This is a genomic window from Methylobacterium sp. J-090 (genome assembly GCF_022829345.1).
Classification (GTDB): domain Bacteria; phylum Pseudomonadota; class Alphaproteobacteria; order Rhizobiales; family Beijerinckiaceae; genus Methylobacterium.
This window is the reverse complement of record NZ_JAKSXV010000035.1, coordinates 96,202-117,818: the sequence shown is the minus strand read 5'-3', so window position 1 is coordinate 117,818 and position 21,617 is coordinate 96,202. Positions and strand designations below refer to the sequence as shown.

The window sequence follows — 21,617 nt, the reverse complement described above, 5'->3', positions numbered from 1 at the left end:
TCACGCCTGCCCCGCGTCCCCCGTCGGCAGATCCCGCGCGAACCGCTCCATGGCGTCGAACAGCCGGGCAAGGTCGGCGCCCTCGAGGGTGTGGAATCCGAGCGTCCGCGTCAGCAGCAGGCCCAGGGTCGCGAAGGTGAGCACCGCCCCCGCACCCGGGCAGCTCGCCACGTCCTCCATCTGCGCGAGGCGGTCCTTCAGGAAGGCGTTGAAGCCCGCGAAGGCCTCCGGATTCTCGGCCGAAGCCAGCAGCAGGGCGCGGGGAAACCCCTCCTCGTCGGCATAGACCTGCCGGACATGGGCAATGAGCGCGAGCGGCAGGGCGGCAGGGCCGGGCCCCTGCGCCGCTTCGTGGGCCGCGATGCTGTCGCGGATGCTTGCGAGCTTGCGCTCCGCCAGGGCCTGAATCAGCGCGTCCTTCGAGCCGTAATGGTGCAGTACCCCGCCTTTGCTCAACCCCGCTTCCGCCGCCACCGCATCGATGGTCATCGTGCGGGTCCCCACGCGTCGGATCAGGCGCTCGGCCGCATCCAGGATGATCGTCGGGCGGTCTTCGCGCCGCGTGCGCGCCTTGGTCATCGCCTGCCTGCTTAAAAACCGTCTGGACGGTCGGTAGGATAAACGATAAGGATCGCCGCCGATAGAGTCGCAAGCGAGGCGGGCGATACGCGATGACGGATCTGCACCATGTTCGCCGCGCGGGCGGCGCTCTGGCTCTTGCGGCGTCGCTCTCGCTGGCCCCTGCCGGGGAACCGGCGGCGGAGGGCGTCCGGCCCGGTGCCGCGAGGACTCCCGAGCTCGCCCTGGTCCGTACGGTGGTGGCCCGCCGAACCACCATCAGTTCCGATCTCATCTTCACCGGAGACATCGAGGCGCAGTCCCAGGTCAACGTGTCCTTCCGCACGGCCGGCAAGATCGCCACCCGCCTCGTCGAGGTCGGTGATCACATCCGGGCCGATCAGGTGCTCGCGCGCCTCGACCCGCAGGAGCAGCGCGCCAACCTCGACAACGCCAAGGCGGCCCTGACCTCGGCCGAGGCCCTGCTGACCCAGGCCAAGGTCAGCTTCAAGCGCCAGGAAAGCCTGATGGCCGGCGGCTACACCACCCGGCCGAGCTACGACGACGCCGACCAGCAGCTGCGCACCACGCAGGCCGCGGTGGAATCCGCCAAGGCCGCTTTGGGCACCGCCAAGGAGCAGTTCTCCTACACGGATCTCAAGGCGGGCGTGGACGGCATCGTCCTCAGCCGGACCTTCGAGGTGGGTCAGGTGGTCCAGGCCGGTCAGACCGTGATGGTCATGGCGCAGGACGGCCCGCGCGACGCGGTGTTCAACATCTTCGAGGCGGTCCTGGCCGCGCCTCCCGAAAGCGAGACCGTCGCCGTGGCGCTCCAGGCCGATCCGAAAGTGACGGCTGTGGGCCGCGTACGGGAGATCTCGCCGAGCGTGGATTCCGCCTCCGGCACCGTGCGGGTCAAGGTCGGACTCCAGGCGACGCCGCCGGGTATGACCCTGGGCGCCGTGGTGATCGGCACCGGCAAGTTCCACGCGCGCGAGGCGATCGTCCTGCCGTGGTCGGCCCTCTATCGCTGGCAGGATGGTCCGGCGGTATGGGTGCGCGATCCGCAGAGCGGCACCGTGGCGCCGCGCAAGGTTACGCTGGAGCGCTACGCCCCCGACACCGTCGCGTTGGCGGGGGGTGTTCAGCCCGGCGAGGAGGTGGTGATCGCCGGAATCCAGTTCCTGCGGCCGGGTCAGACCGTGGCCGTGGCCGAGACCCTGGGGATCGCACGATGAGCCGCCAGTTGGTTCCTCTCGCCGCCCTGGCGCTCGCCCTCGCGGCCTGCAAGCCGGAGCAGGAGGCCGGCCCGGCGCCCGTCCGCCCGGTCCTCACCACCACGGCCAAGCCCGTCGCGACGGAGATGTTCGGCCCCTTCGCCGGATTCGTCGCGCCGCGCTACCAGTCGGAGATCGGCTTCCAGATCGCCGGACGCATGGTCGCCCGCGACGTGACCGTCGGCGATGTCGTGAAGAAGGGGCAGCGCCTCGCCGCCCTCGACCCGGTGGTGCCGCGTTTCGCCCTGACGCGGGCGGAGGCGGATCTGGCCGATGCCGAGGCCCAGGCCGAGAACGCGGGCGCGACGGAGACCCGTCGCCGCAAGCTGCTCGCCGGCGGCAACGTCACCCAGGCCCAGCTCGATAGCGCTGTGGCCAGCCGCGACACCGCCCAGGCCCGCCTCGCCCAGGCCCAATCCAGCCTCCAGAAGGCCCGGGACCAGATCGGCTACACCGAACTCCACGCCGATTTCGACGGCGTCGTCACCGTGCGCTCGGCCGAGGTGGGCCAGGTGCTGAGCGCCGGTCAGGCGGTGCTGACCCTGGCGCGTCCCGAGGAGCGCGAGGCCGTGGTCGATATCCCGGAGGACCTCGTCGGGGCGATGTCGAAGGACGCGGTGTTCACCGTCGCCCTGCAGAGCGCGCCGGATGTCACAGCCACCGCCAAGGTCCGCGAGACCGCGCCGTTCGCCGACCGCGTCACCCGGACCCGGCGCATCCGCATGACCCTGCTCGCCCCGTCCCCGGCCTTCCGCCTCGGTTCGACCCTCACGGTCTCCCTCTCGCGAAACGTTCCGCCCCGTTTCGATCTGCCGGCGACCGCTTTGCTGAGCACGGAGGGCCGGGATTCTGTCTGGATCGTGGACGGCAGCGGCAAGACGGTCGTGCGCCGCGCCGTCACCGTGACGGGGCGGGATGCGAAACGCGCGACCGTCACCCAAGGCCTAGCCGTCGGCGACCGCGTGGTCGTGGCCGGCATCCATTCGCTCAGCGAGGGCCAGGCCGTGCGCCTGCCCGACGCAACGCCGTAATCCGGTCGGAAGCGAGACTGACCCCGTGAAGAACTTCAATCTGTCGGAATGGGCCCTGGAGCACCGCTCCTTCGTCTGGTTCCTGATGCTGATCTCGGTGATCGCCGGCGTGCTGGCCTACGAAAAGCTCGGCCGCGAGGAGGACCCGCCCTTCGCCATCAAGACCATGATCGTGCAGGCGCGCTGGCCCGGCGCCACCATCGGCGACACCCTCGATCAGGTCACTGAGCGCATCGAGAAGGAGTTGCAGCAGATCGACGCCGTCGATTTCAGCCGCTCCTACACCACGCCCGGCCAGGCTACGGTGTTCGTGCAGTTGCGCGAGACCACGCCGCCGAAGACGATTCCGGCGATCTTCTATCAGGTCAGGAAGCGCATCGGCGACATCCAGGGCACGTTCCCTCAGGGCATGCAGGGACCGTTCTTCAACGACGAGTTCGGTGACGTTTTCGGCAACGTCTACGCCTTCACGGCCGACGGCGTCAGCATGCGCCAACTCCGCGATTACGTGGAGCGCGTGCGCGCCGCCGTGAAGTCGGTTCCCAACGCCGGCAAGATGATCCTGCTCGGCGCCCAGGACGAGGTGATCTACCTCGACTTCTCCGTGCGCAAGCTCGCCGGGCTCGGCCTCGACATGAACTCGGTGATCAAGACCCTGCAGACGCAGAACGCCATCGCGCCGTCGGGCGTGATCCAGGCCGGACCCGAGCGGGTCTCCGTGCGGGTCGGCGGCCAGTTCGTGTCCGAGGACAGCCTCCGGGCCATCAACCTGCGGGTGAACGACCGCTTCTTCCGCCTCTCGGACGTGGCCGAGATCTCGCGCGGCTTCACCGATCCGCCGACCGCCCTGTTCCGCTTCAACGGCGAGCCGGCCATCGGTCTGGCCATCGCCATGCAGCCGTCGGGCAACCTCCTCACCTTCGGCCACGATCTCAAGGAACGGATGCGCAAGCTCGAGGGCGAGTTGCCCGTGGGCGTCGGCATCCACCTCGTGTCGGATCAGCCCAGAATCGTCGAGGAGGCGGTGGGTGGCTTCACCAAGGCCCTGGTGGAGGCGGTGATCATCGTGCTCGCCGTCAGCTTCGTCAGCCTCGGGTGGCGCGCCGGCCTCGTGGTCTCCCTGTCGATCCCCCTCGTGCTCGCCATCGTGTTCGTGGTGATGCAGGTGATGGGCGTCACCCTCCAGCGCATCTCGCTCGGTGCCCTCATCATCGCCCTCGGGCTGCTGGTGGACGACGCGATGATCACCGTCGAGATGATGGTCGCGCGCCTCGAGGTCGGCGACAGCCTCAAGAAGGCGGCGACCTTCGCCTACACCTCCACGGCCTTCCCGATGCTGACGGGCACCCTCGTGACCGTGGCGGGCTTCCTGCCCATCGGTTTCAACGGCTCCTCGGCGGGCGAGTACACCTACAGCCTGTTCGTGGTCATCGCCGCCTCGCTCCTCGTGTCGTGGGTGGTGGCGGTGCTGTTCGCGCCCCTCATCGGCGTGAAGCTCCTGCCCGCGAAGATGAAGCACAAGGACCACGACAAGCCCGGCCGCCTGATGCGGATGTTCACCGCGGGGCTGCTCGCCGCCATGCGCTGGCGCTGGACCACGGTGGCCGCCTGCATCGGTCTCCTGGCCGCAGCCATCGTCGGGATGGGCCACGTGCAGCAGCAGTTCTTCCCGGCTTCCGACCGGCCCGAACTCCTCGTCGACATGACCCTGCCGCAGAACGCCAGCATCGCCGAAACCAAGGCGCAGATGGACCGGTTCGAAGTGACCCTTAAGGGCGATCCCGAGATCGCGCGCTGGAGTTCCTATGTCGGCCAGGGCGCCGTGCGCTTCTACCTGCCCCTCGATCAGCAGCTCGGTAACGCCTTCTTCGGCCAGATTGTCATCGAGACGACGTCCATCGAGGCGCGCGAGCGCATGAAGGTGAAGCTCGAAGCCCTGGCGCGCGAAAAATTCGTCGGGACCGACTTCCTCATCCACTCCCTCGACCTCGGGCCCCCCGTGGGACGCCCGGTGCAATATCGTCTGAGCGGTCCCGATCTCCAGGCCCTGCGCGGGCATGCCCTCGCACTCGCCAACATCGTCGGCGGCAACGCACACCTCAACGTGCCGACCTTCGACTGGAACGAGCCCGGCAAGGTGCTGAAGGTCGATATCATCCAGGACAAGGCCCGCCAGCTCGGGGTCACGTCGGAGGACATCGCCGGCCTCCTCAACGGCATCGTCGGCGGCCGGGCCATCACGCAGGTGCGCGATTCGATCTACCTCGTCGATGTGGTCGGCCGCGCCCAGGCGGTGGAACGCAACTCCCTCGACACCCTGCAGACCCTGCAGATCCCGCTGGCCAACGGCAGCGTGGTGCCGCTGCTCGCCTTCGCCACCATCGGCTACGAACTGGAACAGCCCATCGTCTGGCGCCGGGACCGCCTGCCCACCATCACGGTCCGCGCCTCGATCGCGGACGGGACCCAGCCGCAGACCGTGGTGACCGAACTCGACAAGGAGATCACCGCCTTCTCGAAATCGCTCCCCGACGGATACACCCTCGCGGTGGGCGGCGCCGTGGAGGAGAGCGCAAAGGGCCAGGGTCCCATCGCGGCGGTGGCACCGGTGATGCTGCTCACCATGGCGGTGTTCCTGATGATCCAGCTCCAGAGCTTCCAGAAGCTTTTCCTGGTCGCGAGCGTGGCGCCGCTCGGCATCATCGGCGTCGCGGCGGCCCTGCTGCTGTTCGACAAGCCCATGGGGTTCGTCGCCATCCTCGGAATCCTCGCTCTCATCGGCATCATCGTACGGAATTCCGTGATCCTCGTGACCCAGATCGACGAGTACGAGCGCGACGGGCTGGCGCCCTGGGACGCCGTGGTGGACGCCACCTGTCACCGCATGCGGCCGATCCTGCTCACGGCGGCGGCGGCGAGCTTCGGCCTCGTCCCCATCGCCCGCGAAGTGTTCTGGGGGCCGATGGCCTACGCGATGATCGGCGGCATCCTCGCCGCCACCTTCCTGACCCTGTTCTTCCTGCCGGCCCTCTATGTCGGCTGGTACCGGATCAAGGCGCCGCCGAAGGGCGCGCCGCGCAGGATCCACGGCGCCGACGGGCAGGTCCATGTTGCTTGACCACTTGGCCTGACCACTTGGCCTGATCATTCGGCCCCGGCGCGCGCCACCGTCGCGTCGGGCCGCGAATCCGTCGAGGCGTAGTAGGGCTTGATGTCGAGGAGCGGCGTGCCGTCGCGGCAATCGAGGCCGCGCACCCGGACGGTGGTGCCGTCGACCCCGAGGTTCTCCACCACCGACAGGGCGATGGGGTTGGGTCGCGCCGGCGACCGAAGGGAGAAGGTGCCGCGGCTGCCGTCGGCGTGCCGTGGGCGCTGGCGGATGATGTCGCGCGCGGCTTCGTCCATCCAGTAGAGCACGATGAGATGGCTCGCGCCCGAGAGGTTCTGCAGTCCGGGCGCATAGGCCGGATCGAGCACCAGGGTGCAGACCGCGTCGGTCTGGAGGCCGTTCTTCGGGCAGTCCCAGCGCCCTGGCCACGGCGTGCGGATGCGGCCGATGAAGTACACGCCCGCGTCGTAGGCCTCGGGCAGTGCGATAGTCTCTTCGCCGGGGCGGCGTTCGACGGTCTGGTTCATCACGTGGAACTCCGGCTGAGAGCGGCATGTCGGATGCTTCGTTGGCTCGCCGCAAGCCCTGCCGGTCGCGTCGCACGGGGCGGCGGTGTACAGCCCAATGCGAAGGGTTCAGCGAGGAGACACCGTGAGCCGCGACGAATTGCGACCGATGGAATCCGTTTCCGATCCCGAGACCGCCGTGGACCGGCTCGCCGCCCTGCATGCGGGGGCCACCGACGCGCTCCAGGTTGCCCTGGCCCGCTACCTCGACGGCGGCCCGGCCCCCGACGCCACGGAGCGGCTCCAGTTCCGCTATCCCGAACTGCGCATCACCTATCAGCCCTCGGGGCCGATGCCGCGGGTGGCGCGCGCCACCGCGAAGTTCCAGGCGCCGGGCACCTACGCCACCACCGTGACGCAGCCCGGCCACTTCCGCGGGTATCTCCTCGAACAGCTGACGCCGCTGGTGCGCGACTACGGCGCGAGCCTCGAAGTCGGCCTGAGCGCCCAGGAGATCCCGTATCCCTACGTCATCGAGCCGGGCCTCGACCTCGGGCGCGCCGGGGTGACGCCGCGCGATCTCGCCACCTACTTCCCCGTGCCCCTGCTCTCCGTGGTCGGCGACGAGATCGCCGACGGCCTGTGGCAGGATGCGCCCGACGCGCCCCGGCCGCTGGCCCTGTTCGACGCCATCCGGGTCGATTACTCCCTGCGCCGACTGGTCCATTACACAGGCTGCGATTGGCGCGACGTCCAGCCGTGGATCCTGCTGACCAACTACCACCGCTACGTCGACGGCTTCATCCGGCATGGGCTGGAGCGGCTGGCGCGGGGCGAGGACGGATTCGAGCGGATGATCCTGCCCGGCGGCATTTCGGTCTCGCGGGCGGAGGCGGCGTCCGTCGATCCCGCCGCCCTCATCGCCGCCTCGCCCTGGCACAAGTACCAGATGCCGGCCTACCACCTCGTGGCCCGCGGGCCCGACGGGACGATGCAGGGGACGACGCTCGTGAATATCGGGGTCGGGCCCTCCAACGCCAAGACCATCACCGACCACCTCGCGGTGCTGCGTCCGCATTGCTGGCTCATGGTCGGCCATTGCGGCGGCCTGCGCCAATCACAGACCATCGGCGACTACGTCCTTGCCCACGGCTATTTTCGCCGCGACCGCATCCTCGACGAATTGGTACCGCCGGACGTGCCGGTTCCGGCGCTCGCGGAAGTCCAGCTCGCCCTCCAGGCGGCGGCCGCGAGCGTCACGGGCGAGGCCAGCGATGACCTCAAGCGCCGCCTGCGCACCGGCACCGTGGTGACCTACGACGACCGGAACTGGGAGCTGCGCTTCTCCCAGGAGCGGCGGCGGATCAACCTGTCCCGCGCCATCGGCGTCGACATGGAAAGCGGGACCATCGCGGCCCAGGGCTACCGCCTGCGCGTCCCCTACGGCACCCTGCTGTGCGTCTCCGACAAGCCGCTCCACGGCGAGATCAAGCTGCCGGGCGCGGCCAACGCGTTCTACGAGCGGGCAATCGCCGAGCACCTGCTCATCGGCCTCTCCGCCCTCGATATCCTGCGCGCCGACCGGCACGGTCTGCACTCTCGCAAGCTGCGGAGCTTCGACGAGCCGCCGTTCCGATAGGACATCCGTCCCGCGAATCTTCTTCGCCGCGTCAGCGTTCCCGCCGCCACAGCCCGGCCCGTTCGGAGCGGGCCTGCTCCTCGGCTGCCAGCAGGTCGGGCGGGGCATCCTCCGACGCCCGGGCGCCGCCCGCCGCGAGGATGAGGGAGGCCAGATCGTCGCCGTCGATCTGGCAACGCAGGGGGCCGGCCTCGGCGCCGGCCGCCGGTGTGCAGGCAACCTCGCGACGGCGCAGGTACCGGGCGAGCTGCCGGGCCAGCGCCCCGCCCTCGCCATCAACGCCGAGAAGCCGCACCGTGCGCCCTCGGAAGGCGAGGGTTCCGGTGTCGACCACCTCGGGCACGCCACGGATGGCCGCTCCCGCGGCGGCGGGTGCCACGTCCCGGGCCGGGGCCGGTTCGGCCCCGGCGGCGGAGGGGCGCTTGCGGCCGCGCGCCATCTGCGCGGCGGCGCGCTGCACGAAATCCCGGAACAGGGCGGCCGGGATGTCGCCGCCCCCGACCCGGTTCATGGACGAATTGTCGTCGTTGCCGACCCAGACGCCCACGACGAGGTCCGGCGTCATCCCGACGAACCAGGCATCGCGGTAGTCCTGCGTCGTTCCGGTCTTGCCGCCCACCGGCATTCCCGAGACGCGGGCGCCCTTGCCGGTGCCGCCATCGACCACGGCCTGGAGGGAGTCGAGCATCATCGCCCGCGCCTCCGTCGGCAGGGCCGTGCCGGAGCGTGATTCGGGGCGCAGATAGAGCGGCTGCGGCACGCTGCCCCGAATGGCATGGACGCTGTGGGCCTCGATGGGGACGGCGCCGGCCAGGACGCCCGCATAGGCGCGGGTCATCTCCAGCAGGGTCACCTCGGCCGAACCGAGGGCGAGACTCGGCACGTTGGGCAAGTCGGAGGCGACGCCGAGGCGGCGTGCCGTGGCGATGACCGCCGGAATGCCGATCTCGTCGGCGAGCTGCGCCGCCACGGTGTTCACCGACTGGGCGAAGGCCGAGCGCAGGGGCATGGCGCCCTTGAACCGCCCGGTGGAATTCTGCGGCTCCCAATCGCCGATCTGCACGGGGCGATCCACCAGCACGGTCTCGGGCGAGAACCCCTTCTCGTAGGCCGTGAGATACACGAACAGCTTGAACAGGGAGCCGGCCTGGCGCTTGGCCTGGGTGGCACGGTTGAACTGGCTGTCCTCGTAGTCGCGCCCGCCCACCATGGCGAGGATGGCGCCCTCCTTGTTCATCACCACCATGGCCGCTTGGGAGGCCTTCTTCTTGGCCCCTTCCGCATCCATCCGCCGGGCGACGACGCCCTCGGCCAGACTCTGGAGGTCGAGGTTCAGGGTGGTGCGAACGGTGACGTCGCCGGTGGTGTCGGCCAAGCGCTTGGCTTCGCCCGAGACCATGTCGAGGAAGTAGTTGGTGCCCGGCGGGGTCTCGGGCGGCGTGCGCAAGGTGATGGTCTCGGCGCGGGCCTTGTCGGCCTCGGCCGCCGTGATGGCGCCGGTCTCCACCATGGTCTGGAGCACCACGTCGGCCCGCTCCTTGGCGCCGCCGAAATTGCGGGTCGGCGCGAGCTGCGAGGGCGCGCGCACGAGGCCGGCGAGCATCGCGGATTCGGGCAATGTGAGTGCCTTGGCGCCCTTGCCGAAATAGCGCCGCGCCGCCGCATCGAGGCCGTAGGCACCGGCGCCGAAATACGCCGTGTTGAGGTAGCCGAGCAGGATGTCGTCCTTCGACATCGTCGCCTCGACGCGGAGCGCCAGGAACGCTTCCTGGATCTTGCGCCGCAGGGTCTTCTCCTGGGTCAGGGAGGTGAGGCGGACATATTGCTGCGTGATGGTCGAGCCGCCCTCGCGCACGCCGCCGCCCGACGCGTTGCGCCACATCGCGCGCAGGAGCCCGCGCGGATCGACGCCCCAATGGGAGCGGAAACGCCGGTCCTCAATGGCGATGATGGCCTGCGCCATGTGCGGCGGGAGGTCGGCCGCCGTGAGCTTCTGACCCTGGAACGCGCCGCGGGTGGCGAAGACCCGGCCGTCATCGGCCTCGACGGTGAGGGCCCGCTGGCCCGCCTCCGGCACCACCCCGCCGAGCGGCGGCAGGGTGACGAAGCTGTAGAGGACGAGGCCGGCCAGCAGCGCCAGGGGAAGGGCGACGAGGGCGAGGACGGTCAGGAGGATCGGCCGGCCGCGTAGATTTCGGCTCCATTGCGCGCGCGGGGCGGCGGCCGTGGGGGAAGCGGAGGCCGCGTCGGCGGGCACCGCCGTGGTGCCCGCACCGGGTTGCCGGCCGGACTTCAGGCGGCCGGCCAGGCGGGTGAAGGCTTGGCCCGAGGCGCGTGCGGCACCGGCGGCGCCACGTCCGCCCGTGCGTGCCGCACTCCCCATGAGGACACCGAGCTGGCGTCCGAGGGTGCGGGCCGCCGCCGCCGCTTCGCGGGCCGCGGCACGGGCCTGGGCCGCCTCGTTCTCCGCCGACGCGGCCTTGCCGGGCGTGTCCTGCGGCGAAGCCCCATCGGGACGCGGTCGTTCGGGATCGGCGGAACTCATGGGGTCACTCGACGGTCGTCGGCACCCACGGGGGCGGGGCCGTCGCATGTCCCGGTTCTAAACCGATTTTTTCGCGCGGGGCTACGCTTGCGGCCTTACTCGGCCGCTGTCACCTGGACGCGATGGATGGGCGCCGCCTCGCTGGCCTCGGCCTCCAGGGTCGGGAGCTCGACCTTGACTTCGGGGGCGGCCAGTGCCGCCACACCCTCGTACTGGTCGAGGCGTCGGTCGATCATCCCGCCGATCTTCTCGCGAACCTCCGCCACCGTGAGGCTGCGCCGGCCCTTGCCGGCCTTCTCGGTGAACAGGCTGCGATTCGCTTTCGCGGCGGCCTTGAAGGCCTGCTTGGCCACTTGGCCGGGCTTCTCCGCGTTCAGGGCGAGGAAGCGTCCGGCACTCGCCGTGCCGAGGAAATGCGCGAAGTAGAGTTCCGCCGTGGTGAGATCCCGGCCGATGCGTTGCTCGATCCGGCCCCGGTCGCGCTTGATCAGCTCACCCGCCATCAGGGCGGCGACGTAGGGGTCCTGGCGCAGGCGCAGGACGCGGGTGCGGGTGACCTCGTCGGAAATCGTGATGGCGCTGCCGCGCCCCGTCACCGCGGCGGCCTCGTCCTCGAGCCCGTGACGGGCGCCGTAGGCGCGGATGAGTTCGAGCCAGGTGCCCGAAAGGAACTGGAACAGGCCCTCGGCGGAGGATGTGGCGGCCTTCACCGTCGTGGAGAAGCTCGATTCCTTGTCGGCGAGCGCCATCATGTAGACCGGATCGACGCCGGTCTCGCTCGCGGCCCGCAGGATGGTCTCGACGATCTCGCGCGGCACCGCCATCTCGCCGAAGCGCAGCCGCTCGGTTCCGGCGGCATCGCGGATCGGGGCGAGTCCCGCGAGATCCGTCGCGATCAGGGCGAGGGTCGCGGGTTCCTGCTCCAGGACGGGAACCCCAGGCCAGTCCTGCGCGTTCCGGGCTTGTTCGCCGTGTACCCCGGCCTGCGCTTGCGCGGTCATGGCACGCTCGTCGATCCTGGCATGCGCGGCGGCTGCGGGTGCCAGGGCGTTCTGCGGCAGGGCCGCTCCGATGACGAGCCCGGCCACGAGGGTGGCGAGGGTCCGGCGTCCGGCTTTGATCAAGGTCCGGCGCGCGCGGCGCTCGGTCCGTGGCAGCCAGGCCACGGAAAAATCTGCGTCGAAGGTCTCGTTGGGCACGAGACGGCTCACGTCGTCGGCGCAGAGCGCCGGCTCCGGGAAAACCCCCATCATTCGTCCTTGTTCGTGCCGCTGCCTTCGTGGGCGCGGCTTCGATTTGTTCAGCGCGGCGATGTCTCGCCGCCGGCTGTGACCAGAATGGGACAGCGCCGTGATTCAACCGTGGCACGCTTAACGGATGGTTAAGGCTCTGTTTTCACGAAGTTTTAACGAAACGTTCGGCGCGCGTTCAGATGAACCGCGTCAAAAAAGCGTCTCCCGCTGGACTTGGAATGACGCGCGAGCGGTCCAGTTAGCTAAGGCCCGAGGGAATGCTCCGACGTTTGGAGCGGCGATCCCCGTGGACCCAATGAAGGAAGCCTTTTTCCAATGAGCATGCAGACCGGTCGCCGTGTCGGCGTTGCGTTCGTTGGCATGGGTGGCGCCGTCGCCACCACCGCCATCGCAGGCATCGAGATGATCAAATCCGGATCGAACCGCCTCGACGGACTTCCCTTGGCCGGTCTCTCCGTCGCGGGGCTGGCCGATTACAAGGATCTGGTTTTCGCCGGTTGGGATCTCAACGACGACGATCTCGCCTCCGCGGCCACGGGCCACGGCGTGCTGACGAAGCAGGACATCGAGAACGGCGCCCAGGTGCTCAAGGGCATCAAGCCTTGGCCGGCGGTGGGCAGCGCCAAGTTCTGCAAGAACATCGAGGGTGTGAACCGCATCGTCGCGGCCGACCATCGCGAGGCGGTTTCGGTCATCGCCAACGATCTGCGGCGGTTCAAGGCCGAGAGCAACCTCGACGATGTGGTGGTGATCAACCTCGCCTCGACGGAGCGCTGGCCCGATCTCACCGCCGCGACCCTGAACTCGCCCGACGCTTTCGAGAAGGGCCTCGATTCCAGCGACGAGTCCATCAGCCCGGCGATGCTCTACGCCTACGCGGCCATCAAGAGCGGCGTGCCCTACGCCAATTTCACCCCGAGCGTGGCCGCCGACGTGCCGGCCCTGCTGGAGATGGCGAAGGAACTCAACGTTCCGGTCGCCGGCAAGGACGGCAAGACCGGCCAGACCATGATGAAGACCGTGCTGGCCCCCGCCCTCAAGGCCCGCGCCCTCCATGTCGATGGCTGGTTCTCCACCAACATCCTCGGCAACCGCGACGGTCTCGCCCTCAACGACAAGGACTCGCTCCAGTCCAAGCTCAACACCAAGGGCACGGTTCTGGATTCGATCCTCGGCTATCCCGTCGAGGACCATCTGGTCCACATCCACTATTACCGCCCGCGCGGCGACGACAAGGAAGCCTGGGACAACATCGACGTCACCGGCTTTCTCGGTCAGCGCATGCAGATCAAGGTCAACTTCCTCTGCAAGGACTCGATCTTGGCCGCCCCCCTCGTCATCGAGATCGCCCGCGTCCTCGATCTCGCCAAGTCGCGCGGTGACGGCGGCGTGCAGGAGCAGCTCTCGTCGTTCTTCAAGGCGCCCATGGTCAAGAACGGTCGCGGCCCCGAGCATGATTTCGGCAAGCAGCAGACCATGCTCCTCGACTGGCTCGGCGTGAATTGATGACCGCTTCCTCGGAGGGCGGCCCTGCCGCCCCCCTCGCCCTGCGTCCGCTCCTGGTCGAACTCAACGACCTGAAGCGGGTTCATTCGTCCGGCCGCCTCGGCTCCATTGCCGAGCGCTTGTTCTCGCAGGGCTGGGGCGCCCTCACGGGCGGTGCGGCCGCAGAGGATGTCGCCCTCGACATCACCGCCAAGGCGCTCGCCGCCGCGCGGCTGTGCGACCTCGACGCGGCGTTTCTCGCCGCCGCCGGCCTCTACCCCGAGGCTGCGTCCAAAGTGCTCGTCGCCGGATTCGATGACGTCACTGACGCCGTCGATCCGACCCTGCGCGACCGGTTGCGGGCATGCCTGCGTGAGACCGGTGGCGTGCTTCCGGGTCCGCTCCCGGCCTTCGTCTCCGCCCTGGCGCACCAGCCGCGCGCGGGTGTCACCTGTCCGGGCAAGCCCCGCATCCTGCTGGAGCCGCCGGAGAACCACGCCGAACATTGTCTGATGGTAGCGGTTTACGGTGTCGTCCTGAGCCCGTTCTACCGGGCCGACCCGACCCTCGTGTTCCTCGCCGCCATGAGCCACCATTTTCACAACGCCGCGATGCCCGATGCCGGCTTCACCGGCGAAATGCTGCTCGGTGACCATCTTCTCCCGATCATCGGCCGCACCACCCAATGGGCGCTCGATGAACTCGATCCCGCCTTGCGCGAGACCGTGCAGCGTGCCCGTGCCGTCCTGCCGGATGACGCGACGGCGGAGGGCCGCGCCTTCCATGCCGCCGACTGCATCGACCGCGTGCTTCAGATCGCCCAGCACCTGCGTGCGGCCGGCCTGACCATGGCGACCGTCCTCGACGACATGGAACTCGTCCATGCCGGCCCGGTGAAGGGGTTTCATGATCGTGTCCTGACGGACATGCATATCCCGTGATCCATACGTTCGATCACGCGGACACGGCGCCATGATTCCCTTCGCACTCCACTCGCCCGAGACCGGCGAGCCCCTGAAGGCCGACACGCCCCATTCCCTGCGTGAAGCCGGGACGGGCGCGCGATGGCCTGTCGTCGACGGCATTCCCTACCTGCGCACGAACCGCGCCGACCTCGTCGCGCGGACGCTCAAGCTCCTCGACGCGGGCGAGACCGATCTTGCCCTGGAAGGCCTCCTCGCCGATCAGGACGATTGGTGGACCGGCCCGCCGGCCGATCCCCTCGACCTGCACGAACTCGTGCGTGACCGCGCCCGGTTCAGCTTGCGCGATGCCGTGCGCCTTCTCGGGTGGGGGCGGGTCGGCGACTACTTCCTCAACCGCTGGAGCGATCCGACCTACCTCGCCGGTCTCGCCCTGTTGGAGGCGCACTGGAACGATCCGGTCTGCGTGTTCGAATTCGCCTGCGGGATCGGCCATTACCTGCGCGATTTCTCCCAGCGAAATCTCAAGGTCTCAGGTGCCGACGTGGTGTTCGCCAAGCTCTGGGTCGCCCGGCACTGGGTGGTGGGAGCGGGCGTCCAGCTCATCTGCTTCGACGCCGGGTCGCCGCATTGGCCGATTCCCGGTGCGCCCGTCGATCTCGTGGTCTGCAACGACGCCTTCTATTTTCTCGATGGCAAAGCCGAGGTTCTCGACAAACTGCGCCAGAATGCCGGGGACGACGGCTGGCTCGTGCTGAGCCACATCCACAACAGCGGCATGCCGGGCTTCTCCGCCGGACGCGCCGTCTCGGCGGCCGAGATCGAGGAGCTGTTTCCCGACGGCCTCGTCTATGACGACGCGGACCTCACCCGCGCCCTCGTCGAGGCGCGTGCGCCGTCACCGCGCGCGCCCAGCGAGCTGACCGAAGTCGAAGCCTTCTCCGTCGTCGCCGGCCCCGGCATGCGTCCTGCGCCGCGCGCCATCGTCGACGGCATCACCCTGCCGCGGACCGGCACGCTGTTGCGCCTCAATCCGCTCTACGCGCCGGACTCCGCCGGAGGGTATCGCGTGGTCTGGCCCTCCGAGCGCTACGAAGCCGAATATTCCGGTCGCGCCACCTATCCGATGCATTCCGACGGGCCCGAGACCCTCGCCTGGGGCGGCGGCCTCGAGACGCCCGAGGCGGATCGCATCCGCACCCGCGAATACGTAGACCTGCCGGAGCGCTGGTGATGGATTCCGTCGCCTGGGGCATCGTCGGCTTCGGCTGGGTCGCGCGCGACTACATGGCGCCGGGCATCCGCGCGGCCGGCCATCGCCTCGTGGCCGTGGCCGATCCGGGCCCGGAGTCGCGGGCGGCGGCTGAGGAGCTTGGGGCTCGCGCCTATGCCGATCTCGCCGATCTCGCGGCCGACCCCGAGATCGAGGCGGTCTATGTCGCCACCCCGAATCACCTGCACCGCGAGGCCGTCGAGGCGCTGGCCCGCTCCGGCAAGGCGATCCTGTGCGAGAAGCCGATGGCGGCGAGCCTCGCCGACGCCGAAGCCATGGCGGCGGCGGTCGCCACACACAGGACCTTCTACGGCACGGCCTTCGACCAGCGCCATCATCCCGCGCACCGGGCCATGCGCGACTGGATCGCGGAAGGCCGGATCGGCACCGTCACAGCCGTGCGGATCGTCTATGCCTGCTGGCTCCCCCGGGCCTGGACCTCGGTACCCGGCCAGGACAATTGGCGCATCGATCCGAAGAAGGCCGGCGGGGGCGCCCTGATGGATCTGGCGCCCCACGGCCTCGACCTCGTCGATTTCCTCGTCGGCGAATCCATCGTCGATCTCGCGGCCCTCACCCAGGCCCGGGCCCAGGATTACGCCGTCGACGACGGCGCGCTCCTCATCGGCCGCACGGAATCCGGCGTGCTCGCCAACCTGCATGTCGCCTACAATTGCCCCGACGCCCTGCCGCGCCGACGCCTCGAGGTGACGGGGACCGGTGGGCAGCTCACCGCCGTCGACACGATGGGACAGGTGGCGGGCGGCAGCCTCGCGTTCATCGACGGGTCAACCGGCCTGTCCGAAGATATCGGCTTCGACGGCGCGGCCTCGCCCTTCCTCGAACAGGTGCGGGCCTTCGGCTCCGCCCTGCGGCGTCCCGTGGAGCGGGAGGCCTACAGCGCGACCCGCGACCTGCACACCATGCGGCTTCTGGCGCGTGCCTACGACGCCCTTGCCTGAGAACGGATCAGCACGTGAGCGAACACGATCAGGACGCCAGAGCCCGCAATCCGCGCATCAAGGCTCCCCGCGCCTACACCTACGGCGCCAGGCGCCGGATCGAGGGCCTGCCCGCCGCGTTGCCCGAACCCGTCCGGGCCTACCTCGACATCCTGCCTGAAGGCCGCATCGTCGGCTTTCCCCTGGCGCCCCTGGATCGCACCGGCATCCCGGTCTGGTTCGTGTCCCTGTTCCTCGACGATCCGTTCTTCGTCGGCGCCATGCCGAGCGGCATCGGCTACGGAGCGACGGACGAGGAGGCCCTCATCGGCGCCGTCGCCGAGATCGCCGAGAACCTGATGCCGTCCCTCGCGGTCATGCCCCGCAAGAAGGAACGCGGCAGCTACGACGACCTCGTGAAGGTGTTCGGCGCCGGGTCCGTGGCCGATCCCCTCACCCTGTGCCTGCCGGCGGGCAGCGCGATCGGCCGTGGCTCGGTGCTTGAATGGACGCCGGCCATCCGCGCCCGCACGGGCGAGACCGTGCTGATGCCCCTCGACATCGCGGCCACCGACTATTTCGAGCTGTCGGAGGGCTACACGCCCTTCACCAACCTCATCACCAACGGCCTCGGCGCCGGTCCCGACACCGACTTCGCCCTCGGCCACGGCCTCCTCGAACTCCTGCAGCGCGACGGCAACGGTTTGCTGTTCCGGGCGCTGGACCAGGGCGTGATGCTCGACCTGTCGGAGGGGCTCGGTCCCGAGACGCGCGGGATGCTGGACCGCCTCGATGCACTCGGTATCAAGGCCCTGCCGAAATTCGCCACCGACCAGTTCGGCCTCACCAACATCTACGTGGTCGGCCACGATACCAATCTCGCCGACGCGCCCGTGCCCATCGCCCTGTCCGCCTGCGGCGAGGCCTGCGACCCGGACCGCGAGCGGGCCCTGCGCAAGGCGCTCCTCGAGTTCCAGGCCGCCCGCGTGCGCAAGGCCTTCGGCCATGGTCCCTTGTCATTCGCCGAGCGCGTCACCCCGCCGGGCTACGTTCAGGCCTTCATCGACAAGGCCCTGCCGAGCCTCGACCTCGAAGAGAGCCGGGCGCTGAAAGCCATGCTCGACTGGATCGTCCTGCCGGCAGAGGATCTCGCCGCGACCCTGCGCGACACGGTCTACTCCGAACGGACCACGAAGAAATTCACGGATCTGCCGACGACGCCGGCCCCCGATGGCCATGCCCGGGGCCGCATCGCTCGCGAGCGCTTGGAGGAGGCCGGTTTCGACGTCCTCTACGTCGATTGCGCCCCACCTGGTGGGAGCGTCGGCGTGGTCAAGGCCATCGTGCCGGGGCTCGAAGTCGAGACCATGAGCTACCACCGCATCGGCGAGCGCAATACGGAAAAGCTCATCGCGCGCGATCACCCGCTGATCCGGTTCGGAGAAGCGAGCGAGACCCTGCGCCCCGTGCGCCTGACACCGGAAGCCCTGGAGCGCTTCGGCGGCCAACCCCTGTTCGACACGGCGCTGGCGGACCGGATCGTCGGCGCGCATTATCCGCTCTACCGCGAGCCGGAATCGCATCACGCGCCGTTCCGCCTCGCCCAGCAGGGGAGGGAGGCATGACGCTTCGCTTCGCCTACAACACCAACGGCACCGCCAACCACCGCCTCGCCGACGCCGTCGATCTTATCGCGGATGCCGGCTACCAGGGCGTCGCCCTCACCCTCGACATCCACCACCTCGATCCCTTCGCCGAACATTGGGTGCAGGACGCGCAAAGCCTGTCGAGCCGCCTCCAGCGCCTCGGCCTCGGCGTGGTGATCGAGACCGGCGCCCGCTTCCTTCTCGATCCGAAGGCCAAGCACGAACCGACGCTGGTGAGCGGCGACGCCGTCGGCCGCGCCCGGCGCATCGGTTTCCTCAAGCGCGCCATCGACATCGGTGACATCCTCCACGCCGAAGCCGTGTCGTTCTGGGCCGGCGTTCCGAAGCCCGGGATCGACCGGACGGAAGCCCGGCACTGGCTGAACGAAGGCCTCGTCGCGGTGACCGAGTATGCCCGCGCCAAGAGCGTGGTGCCGTGCCTCGAGCCCGAGCCCGGAATGCTCGTCGAAACCCTCGACGATTTCGCGGCCCTGTCCATCGATGGGCTCCACCTCGCCCTCGATACCGGCCACTGCCTCGTCACCGGCGAGCGCGACCCGGCCGAAGCGGTGGCCGAGTTCAAGGACCGCATCGGCACGGTGGCCATCGAGGACATGAAGCGCGGCGAGCACATCCACCTGCCCTTCGGCGAGGGCGACATGGACGTGCCGGGCGTCCTCGATGCCCTGGATGCCATTGGTTTCCAAAAACTCGTCTGCGTCGAACTCTCCCGCGAGAGCCACCGGGCCGACGTCATAGTCCCGGCCTCCCTCAGCTACCTTCGCGATTGCCGCAAGCACAAGGCGGAGCCGGTGCATTGAGAATCTGCTTCGTCAGCCGGCGTTACTTCCCGGCCATCTCGGGCATGAGCGTCTACGCCCAGAACCTCCTGCGCGAACTCGTGGGGGCTGGCCACGACGTCACGATGATCAGTCAGTATCGCGGCGATGACTTCGGCACCCGCGTCTATGGCGGCGGGCCGCCCCCGGCGGTGCCCGGCGTCAGGGTCATCGGCCTCGAACAGATCGGCGAGCAGACGGACGGTGATTTCGAGCGCGACATCGACACGATGGTGGCGACCATCCGGGCCGAGCACGCGAAGGAACCCTTCGACATCCTGCACGCGCAGTACGGCTACCCCACCGGCTGGGCCACCCTGCTTGCGGCCAAGGACATCGGCGTGCCCACCGTGGTCTCGATCCAGGGTGGGGACGGCCACTGGGTCGGCTCGTGCTGCGAGACCCACCGCGTCGCCATGTGCGCGGTGCTGGCCCACGCCAACGCCCTCCTCATCGGCGGCGCCTCCTTCGTCGGCGAGGTCTGCGACCGCCTCGGCTCCGATCCCGACCGCTTCACCATCGTGCCGGGTGCCGTCGATACCGGCCGCTTCACGCCGGGTCCCGGCGACCATCCCGGTCCCGTCCGCCTGTTCTACCACGGCCGCGTCGACCGCCGGAAAGGCGTCCTCGATTTCATCGACGCCCTCGGTCTCCTGCGCGCGCGGGGCGTGCCGTTCGAGGCCGTCATCTCGGGGATCGGCCCGGACGTGGACTCGTCCAAGGCCCGCGCCGCCGAGCTGAACTTTTCGGAGGCCGAAATCCGCTTCACCGGCTACGCCGATTACGACACCGTCCCCGAGCTCTACCGGCGGGCCGACGTGTTCGTGTCGCCGACCTATGCGGAAGGGTTCTCCAACACCATCCTGGAGGCCATGGCGGCCGGCCTCGCCGTGGTGTCGACCCACTCCGTCGGCGTGTCGGATTGCCTTCGCGACGGCGAGAACGGCCTCATGGTCCAGCCCGGCGACGTGCCGGCCCTGGCCGACGCCCTGACGCGGGTGATCGAGGACGACGCCTTGCGCGCACGCCTCGCCCGCGACGGCCTGGAGGAATGCCGCCGGGTCTATTCCTGGGGAGCCGTGGGACGCCAGATCATGGAGGTCTACGGCGCCGTGGCCGGTATGAGACCGGAGACGAATTTCGACAGCGAGCTGCCGCACGATTCGACCTGTCGCTTCCGCGCCGAGCCGCACCTGCTCTGATGCCCGCAGCCCTCGCGCTCTCGCCGCACCTCGACGACGCCGCCTTCTCCTGCGGCGGTACCCTCGCGCTCCTGGCGCAGGCCGGCTGGCGCGTCACCATGGCGACGCTGTTCACCGGCTCGGTGGCCGATCCGAAGGGCTTCGCCCTGGCCTGCCAGACCGACAAGGGCCTCGGCCCCGAGGTCGACTATATGGCCCTGCGCCGGGATGAGGATCGGGACGCCGCCCGGGCGCTCGGTATCGCACCGCCGTGCCACATGCCGTTCCGCGAAGCGCCCCACCGGGGTTATGCCAGCGCGCCCGAACTCTTCGCCGAAGTCAGGCCCAACGACGGCATCGTGCCTGATCTGACGCGGGCTTTGCACACCCTCATCGCCGAGACGGCGCCCGACCTGATCCTGGCGCCCCAGGCCGTCGGCGGTCATGTCGATCACGTCCAGGCCGTGCGCGCCCTCATGGACTTGGCGCCCGCCATTCCGATCCTGTGGTGGCGCGATTTTCCCTACACCGTCCGCGATGCCGCGCCGCGCGAACCCCTGCGCGAGCGCTTCGCCGACCTTCCCACGCAGATCGTCGCCTTCGGCGCGCGGGCGCAAGCGTCCAAGCATGAGGCCTGCGCCGCCTACGCCAGCCAGCTCGGCTTCCAGTTCGGCGGCGCCGACAACCTCGCCGCGCAACTGGCGCGAGAGGGGGGCGTCGAGCGCTTCCGCCGCAGCGGCGCCCTGCCGGACGACCTCGCGCGTCTTCTCGATGATGCCGGATAGGCCCAAGACTCTCGGTGAATCCGCCAACCTCGCCGCGCGTCGCGCGCTCCTGGCCGGCGCGCATCTCGCACCCATCCGCGCCCTGGCCCGCCGCATCGCTGGCGAGCGGGACGCCCCCGTCCCTGAGCCCGATCCCCTCGACGGCGGTGCCGATGCACGCCTGCTGCTGCTGCTGGAGACGCCGGGCCCCCGCGGCACCGGCTTCGTCTCGCGCGACAACCCCACGAGCACGGCCGCCAACCTGTTCCGGTTCCTCAGCCAGGCCGGGATCGCACGGGCCGACACCCTGATCTGGAATGCGGTCCCGTGGGTGATCCATGCGCCCGATGCCCTCAACCGCGCCCCGCGCCGGGCCGAGATCGCCGCCGCCTCACCTTATCTCGAACCTTTGATCGCCTGTCTGCCGCGCCTCGCCGTCGTGGTTCTCGCCGGCCGCGTCGCCGGTCTGAGCCAGCCCGCTCTGGCGAACTTGCGGCCTGGCCTGCCGGTGATCGCGGTGCCGCATCCGAGCCCGACCTACGTCTGTACATCGCCGGATGTCGCCCTGCGCATCCGTGACGGATTCGCCGAAGCCGCCGCATTGCTCACCTGACGACCTCGCGCCACCCGGCCCGGTCCATGGGCCG

General features: G+C 69.5%; 17 protein-coding genes. 13 read left to right on the top strand and 4 right to left on the bottom strand.

Annotated elements, in window-relative coordinates; genetic code table 11:
• Positions 1-579 (bottom strand): TetR/AcrR family transcriptional regulator, encoded by a 579-nt coding sequence (locus MKK49_RS06270; RefSeq protein ID WP_244027186.1) that lies wholly within the window; start codon positions 577-579, stop codon positions 1-3.
• 92 nt (positions 580-671) lie between these two features.
• Here MKK49_RS06270 and MKK49_RS06265 point away from each other — a divergent pair, with 92 nt between their 5' ends.
• The 3 genes from MKK49_RS06265 to MKK49_RS06255 are packed head-to-tail and all read left to right on the top strand — an operon-like array spanning position 672 to position 5,984.
• Positions 672-1,796, top strand: coding sequence for an efflux RND transporter periplasmic adaptor subunit (locus MKK49_RS06265; protein ID WP_244027185.1), 1,125 nt, complete (start codon positions 672-674; stop codon positions 1,794-1,796).
• On the top strand, positions 1,793-2,866 hold the full coding sequence (locus tag MKK49_RS06260) for an efflux RND transporter periplasmic adaptor subunit (RefSeq protein WP_244027184.1): 1,074 nt from the start codon (positions 1,793-1,795) through the stop codon (positions 2,864-2,866). The genes MKK49_RS06265 and MKK49_RS06260 overlap by 4 nt, the downstream gene beginning before the upstream one ends.
• A 25-nt stretch (positions 2,867-2,891) precedes the next feature.
• Positions 2,892-5,984: an efflux RND transporter permease subunit gene (locus MKK49_RS06255; RefSeq protein WP_244027183.1), complete on the top strand. Its 3,093-nt coding sequence runs from the start codon at positions 2,892-2,894 to the stop codon at positions 5,982-5,984.
• A gap of 26 nt (positions 5,985-6,010) precedes the next feature.
• Here MKK49_RS06255 and tsaA read toward each other — a convergent pair whose 3' ends face one another.
• Complete coding sequence (gene tsaA / locus MKK49_RS06250) at positions 6,011-6,502, bottom strand: tRNA (N6-threonylcarbamoyladenosine(37)-N6)-methyltransferase TrmO (RefSeq protein ID WP_244027182.1); 492 nt, start codon at positions 6,500-6,502, stop codon at positions 6,011-6,013.
• Between the two features lie 148 nt (positions 6,503-6,650).
• Here tsaA and MKK49_RS06245 point away from each other — a divergent pair, with 148 nt between their 5' ends.
• Positions 6,651-8,120, top strand: coding sequence for an AMP nucleosidase (locus MKK49_RS06245; RefSeq protein ID WP_244027181.1), 1,470 nt, complete (start codon positions 6,651-6,653; stop codon positions 8,118-8,120).
• A gap of 31 nt (positions 8,121-8,151) precedes the next feature.
• Here MKK49_RS06245 and MKK49_RS06240 read toward each other — a convergent pair whose 3' ends face one another.
• Positions 8,152-10,665 carry a PBP1A family penicillin-binding protein gene (locus tag MKK49_RS06240; RefSeq protein WP_244027180.1) on the bottom strand — a complete coding sequence of 838 codons (2,514 nt, stop codon included), beginning with the start codon at positions 10,663-10,665 and terminating at the stop codon, positions 8,152-8,154.
• A 95-nt stretch (positions 10,666-10,760) separates the two neighbouring features.
• Positions 10,761-11,918, bottom strand: a complete 1,158-nt coding sequence (locus MKK49_RS06235) for a lytic transglycosylase domain-containing protein (protein WP_244027179.1) — start codon at positions 11,916-11,918, stop codon at positions 10,761-10,763.
• A 315-nt stretch (positions 11,919-12,233) separates the two neighbouring features.
• On the opposite strand from MKK49_RS06235, the gene MKK49_RS06230 reads away from it, so the two are divergent.
• Genes MKK49_RS06230 through MKK49_RS06190 form a run of 9 tightly spaced genes read left to right on the top strand, consistent with a single transcriptional unit; the run spans position 12,234 to position 21,583 of the window.
• Complete coding sequence (locus tag MKK49_RS06230) at positions 12,234-13,424, top strand: inositol-3-phosphate synthase (RefSeq protein ID WP_244027178.1); 1,191 nt, start codon at positions 12,234-12,236, stop codon at positions 13,422-13,424.
• Entirely contained in the window at positions 13,424-14,344 is a 921-nt protein-coding gene (locus tag MKK49_RS06225) for an HD domain-containing protein (protein ID WP_244027177.1), read from the top strand. Before MKK49_RS06230 ends, MKK49_RS06225 begins: the two co-directional genes overlap by 1 nt.
• A 31-nt stretch (positions 14,345-14,375) precedes the next feature.
• Entirely contained in the window at positions 14,376-15,560 is a 1,185-nt protein-coding gene (locus MKK49_RS06220) for a class I SAM-dependent methyltransferase (RefSeq protein ID WP_244027176.1), read from the top strand.
• On the top strand, positions 15,560-16,561 hold the full coding sequence (locus MKK49_RS06215) for a Gfo/Idh/MocA family protein (protein ID WP_244027175.1): 1,002 nt from the start codon (positions 15,560-15,562) through the stop codon (positions 16,559-16,561). Before MKK49_RS06220 ends, MKK49_RS06215 begins: the two co-directional genes overlap by 1 nt.
• Positions 16,562-16,575: 14 nt before the next feature.
• On the top strand, positions 16,576-18,165 hold the full coding sequence (locus MKK49_RS06210; RefSeq protein ID WP_244027174.1) for a YcaO-like family protein: 1,590 nt from the start codon (positions 16,576-16,578) through the stop codon (positions 18,163-18,165).
• Positions 18,162-19,007, top strand: coding sequence for a sugar phosphate isomerase/epimerase family protein (locus MKK49_RS06205; protein ID WP_244027173.1), 846 nt, complete (start codon positions 18,162-18,164; stop codon positions 19,005-19,007). Before MKK49_RS06210 ends, MKK49_RS06205 begins: the two co-directional genes overlap by 4 nt.
• Positions 19,004-20,227 (top strand): glycosyltransferase family 4 protein, encoded by a 1,224-nt coding sequence (locus tag MKK49_RS06200; RefSeq protein WP_244027172.1) that lies wholly within the window; start codon positions 19,004-19,006, stop codon positions 20,225-20,227. The genes MKK49_RS06205 and MKK49_RS06200 overlap by 4 nt, the downstream gene beginning before the upstream one ends.
• Entirely contained in the window at positions 20,227-20,991 is a 765-nt protein-coding gene (locus MKK49_RS06195; protein ID WP_244027171.1) for a PIG-L deacetylase family protein, read from the top strand. Before MKK49_RS06200 ends, MKK49_RS06195 begins: the two co-directional genes overlap by 1 nt.
• Positions 20,978-21,583, top strand: a complete 606-nt coding sequence (locus MKK49_RS06190) for a uracil-DNA glycosylase (protein WP_244027170.1) — start codon at positions 20,978-20,980, stop codon at positions 21,581-21,583. Before MKK49_RS06195 ends, MKK49_RS06190 begins: the two co-directional genes overlap by 14 nt.
• Positions 21,584-21,617: the final 34 nt, after the last annotated feature.

What these genes read in the sequence shown, in the direction of transcription:
- MKK49_RS06245 (WP_244027181.1), top strand. Translation starts at nt 6,651, where the DNA reads ATGGAATCCGTTTCCGATCCCGAGACCGCCGTGGACCGGCTCGCCGCC.
- MKK49_RS06265 (WP_244027185.1), top strand. Translation starts at nt 672, where the DNA reads ATGACGGATCTGCACCATGTTCGCCGCGCGGGCGGCGCTCTGGCTCTT.
- MKK49_RS06190 (WP_244027170.1), top strand. Translation starts at nt 20,978, where the DNA reads ATGATGCCGGATAGGCCCAAGACTCTCGGTGAATCCGCCAACCTCGCC.
- MKK49_RS06260 (WP_244027184.1), top strand. Translation starts at nt 1,793, where the DNA reads ATGAGCCGCCAGTTGGTTCCTCTCGCCGCCCTGGCGCTCGCCCTCGCG.
- MKK49_RS06230 (WP_244027178.1), top strand. Translation starts at nt 12,234, where the DNA reads ATGAGCATGCAGACCGGTCGCCGTGTCGGCGTTGCGTTCGTTGGCATG.
- MKK49_RS06235 (WP_244027179.1), bottom strand. Translation starts at nt 11,918, where the DNA reads ATGATGGGGGTTTTCCCGGAGCCGGCGCTCTGCGCCGACGACGTGAGC.
- MKK49_RS06195 (WP_244027171.1), top strand. Translation starts at nt 20,227, where the DNA reads ATGCCCGCAGCCCTCGCGCTCTCGCCGCACCTCGACGACGCCGCCTTC.
- MKK49_RS06225 (WP_244027177.1), top strand. Translation starts at nt 13,424, where the DNA reads ATGACCGCTTCCTCGGAGGGCGGCCCTGCCGCCCCCCTCGCCCTGCGT.
- MKK49_RS06270 (WP_244027186.1), bottom strand. Translation starts at nt 579, where the DNA reads ATGACCAAGGCGCGCACGCGGCGCGAAGACCGCCCGACGATCATCCTG.
- MKK49_RS06240 (WP_244027180.1), bottom strand. Translation starts at nt 10,665, where the DNA reads ATGAGTTCCGCCGATCCCGAACGACCGCGTCCCGATGGGGCTTCGCCG.
- MKK49_RS06220 (WP_244027176.1), top strand. Translation starts at nt 14,376, where the DNA reads ATGATTCCCTTCGCACTCCACTCGCCCGAGACCGGCGAGCCCCTGAAG.
- tsaA (WP_244027182.1), bottom strand. Translation starts at nt 6,502, where the DNA reads ATGAACCAGACCGTCGAACGCCGCCCCGGCGAAGAGACTATCGCACTG.
- MKK49_RS06215 (WP_244027175.1), top strand. Translation starts at nt 15,560, where the DNA reads ATGGATTCCGTCGCCTGGGGCATCGTCGGCTTCGGCTGGGTCGCGCGC.
- MKK49_RS06205 (WP_244027173.1), top strand. Translation starts at nt 18,162, where the DNA reads ATGACGCTTCGCTTCGCCTACAACACCAACGGCACCGCCAACCACCGC.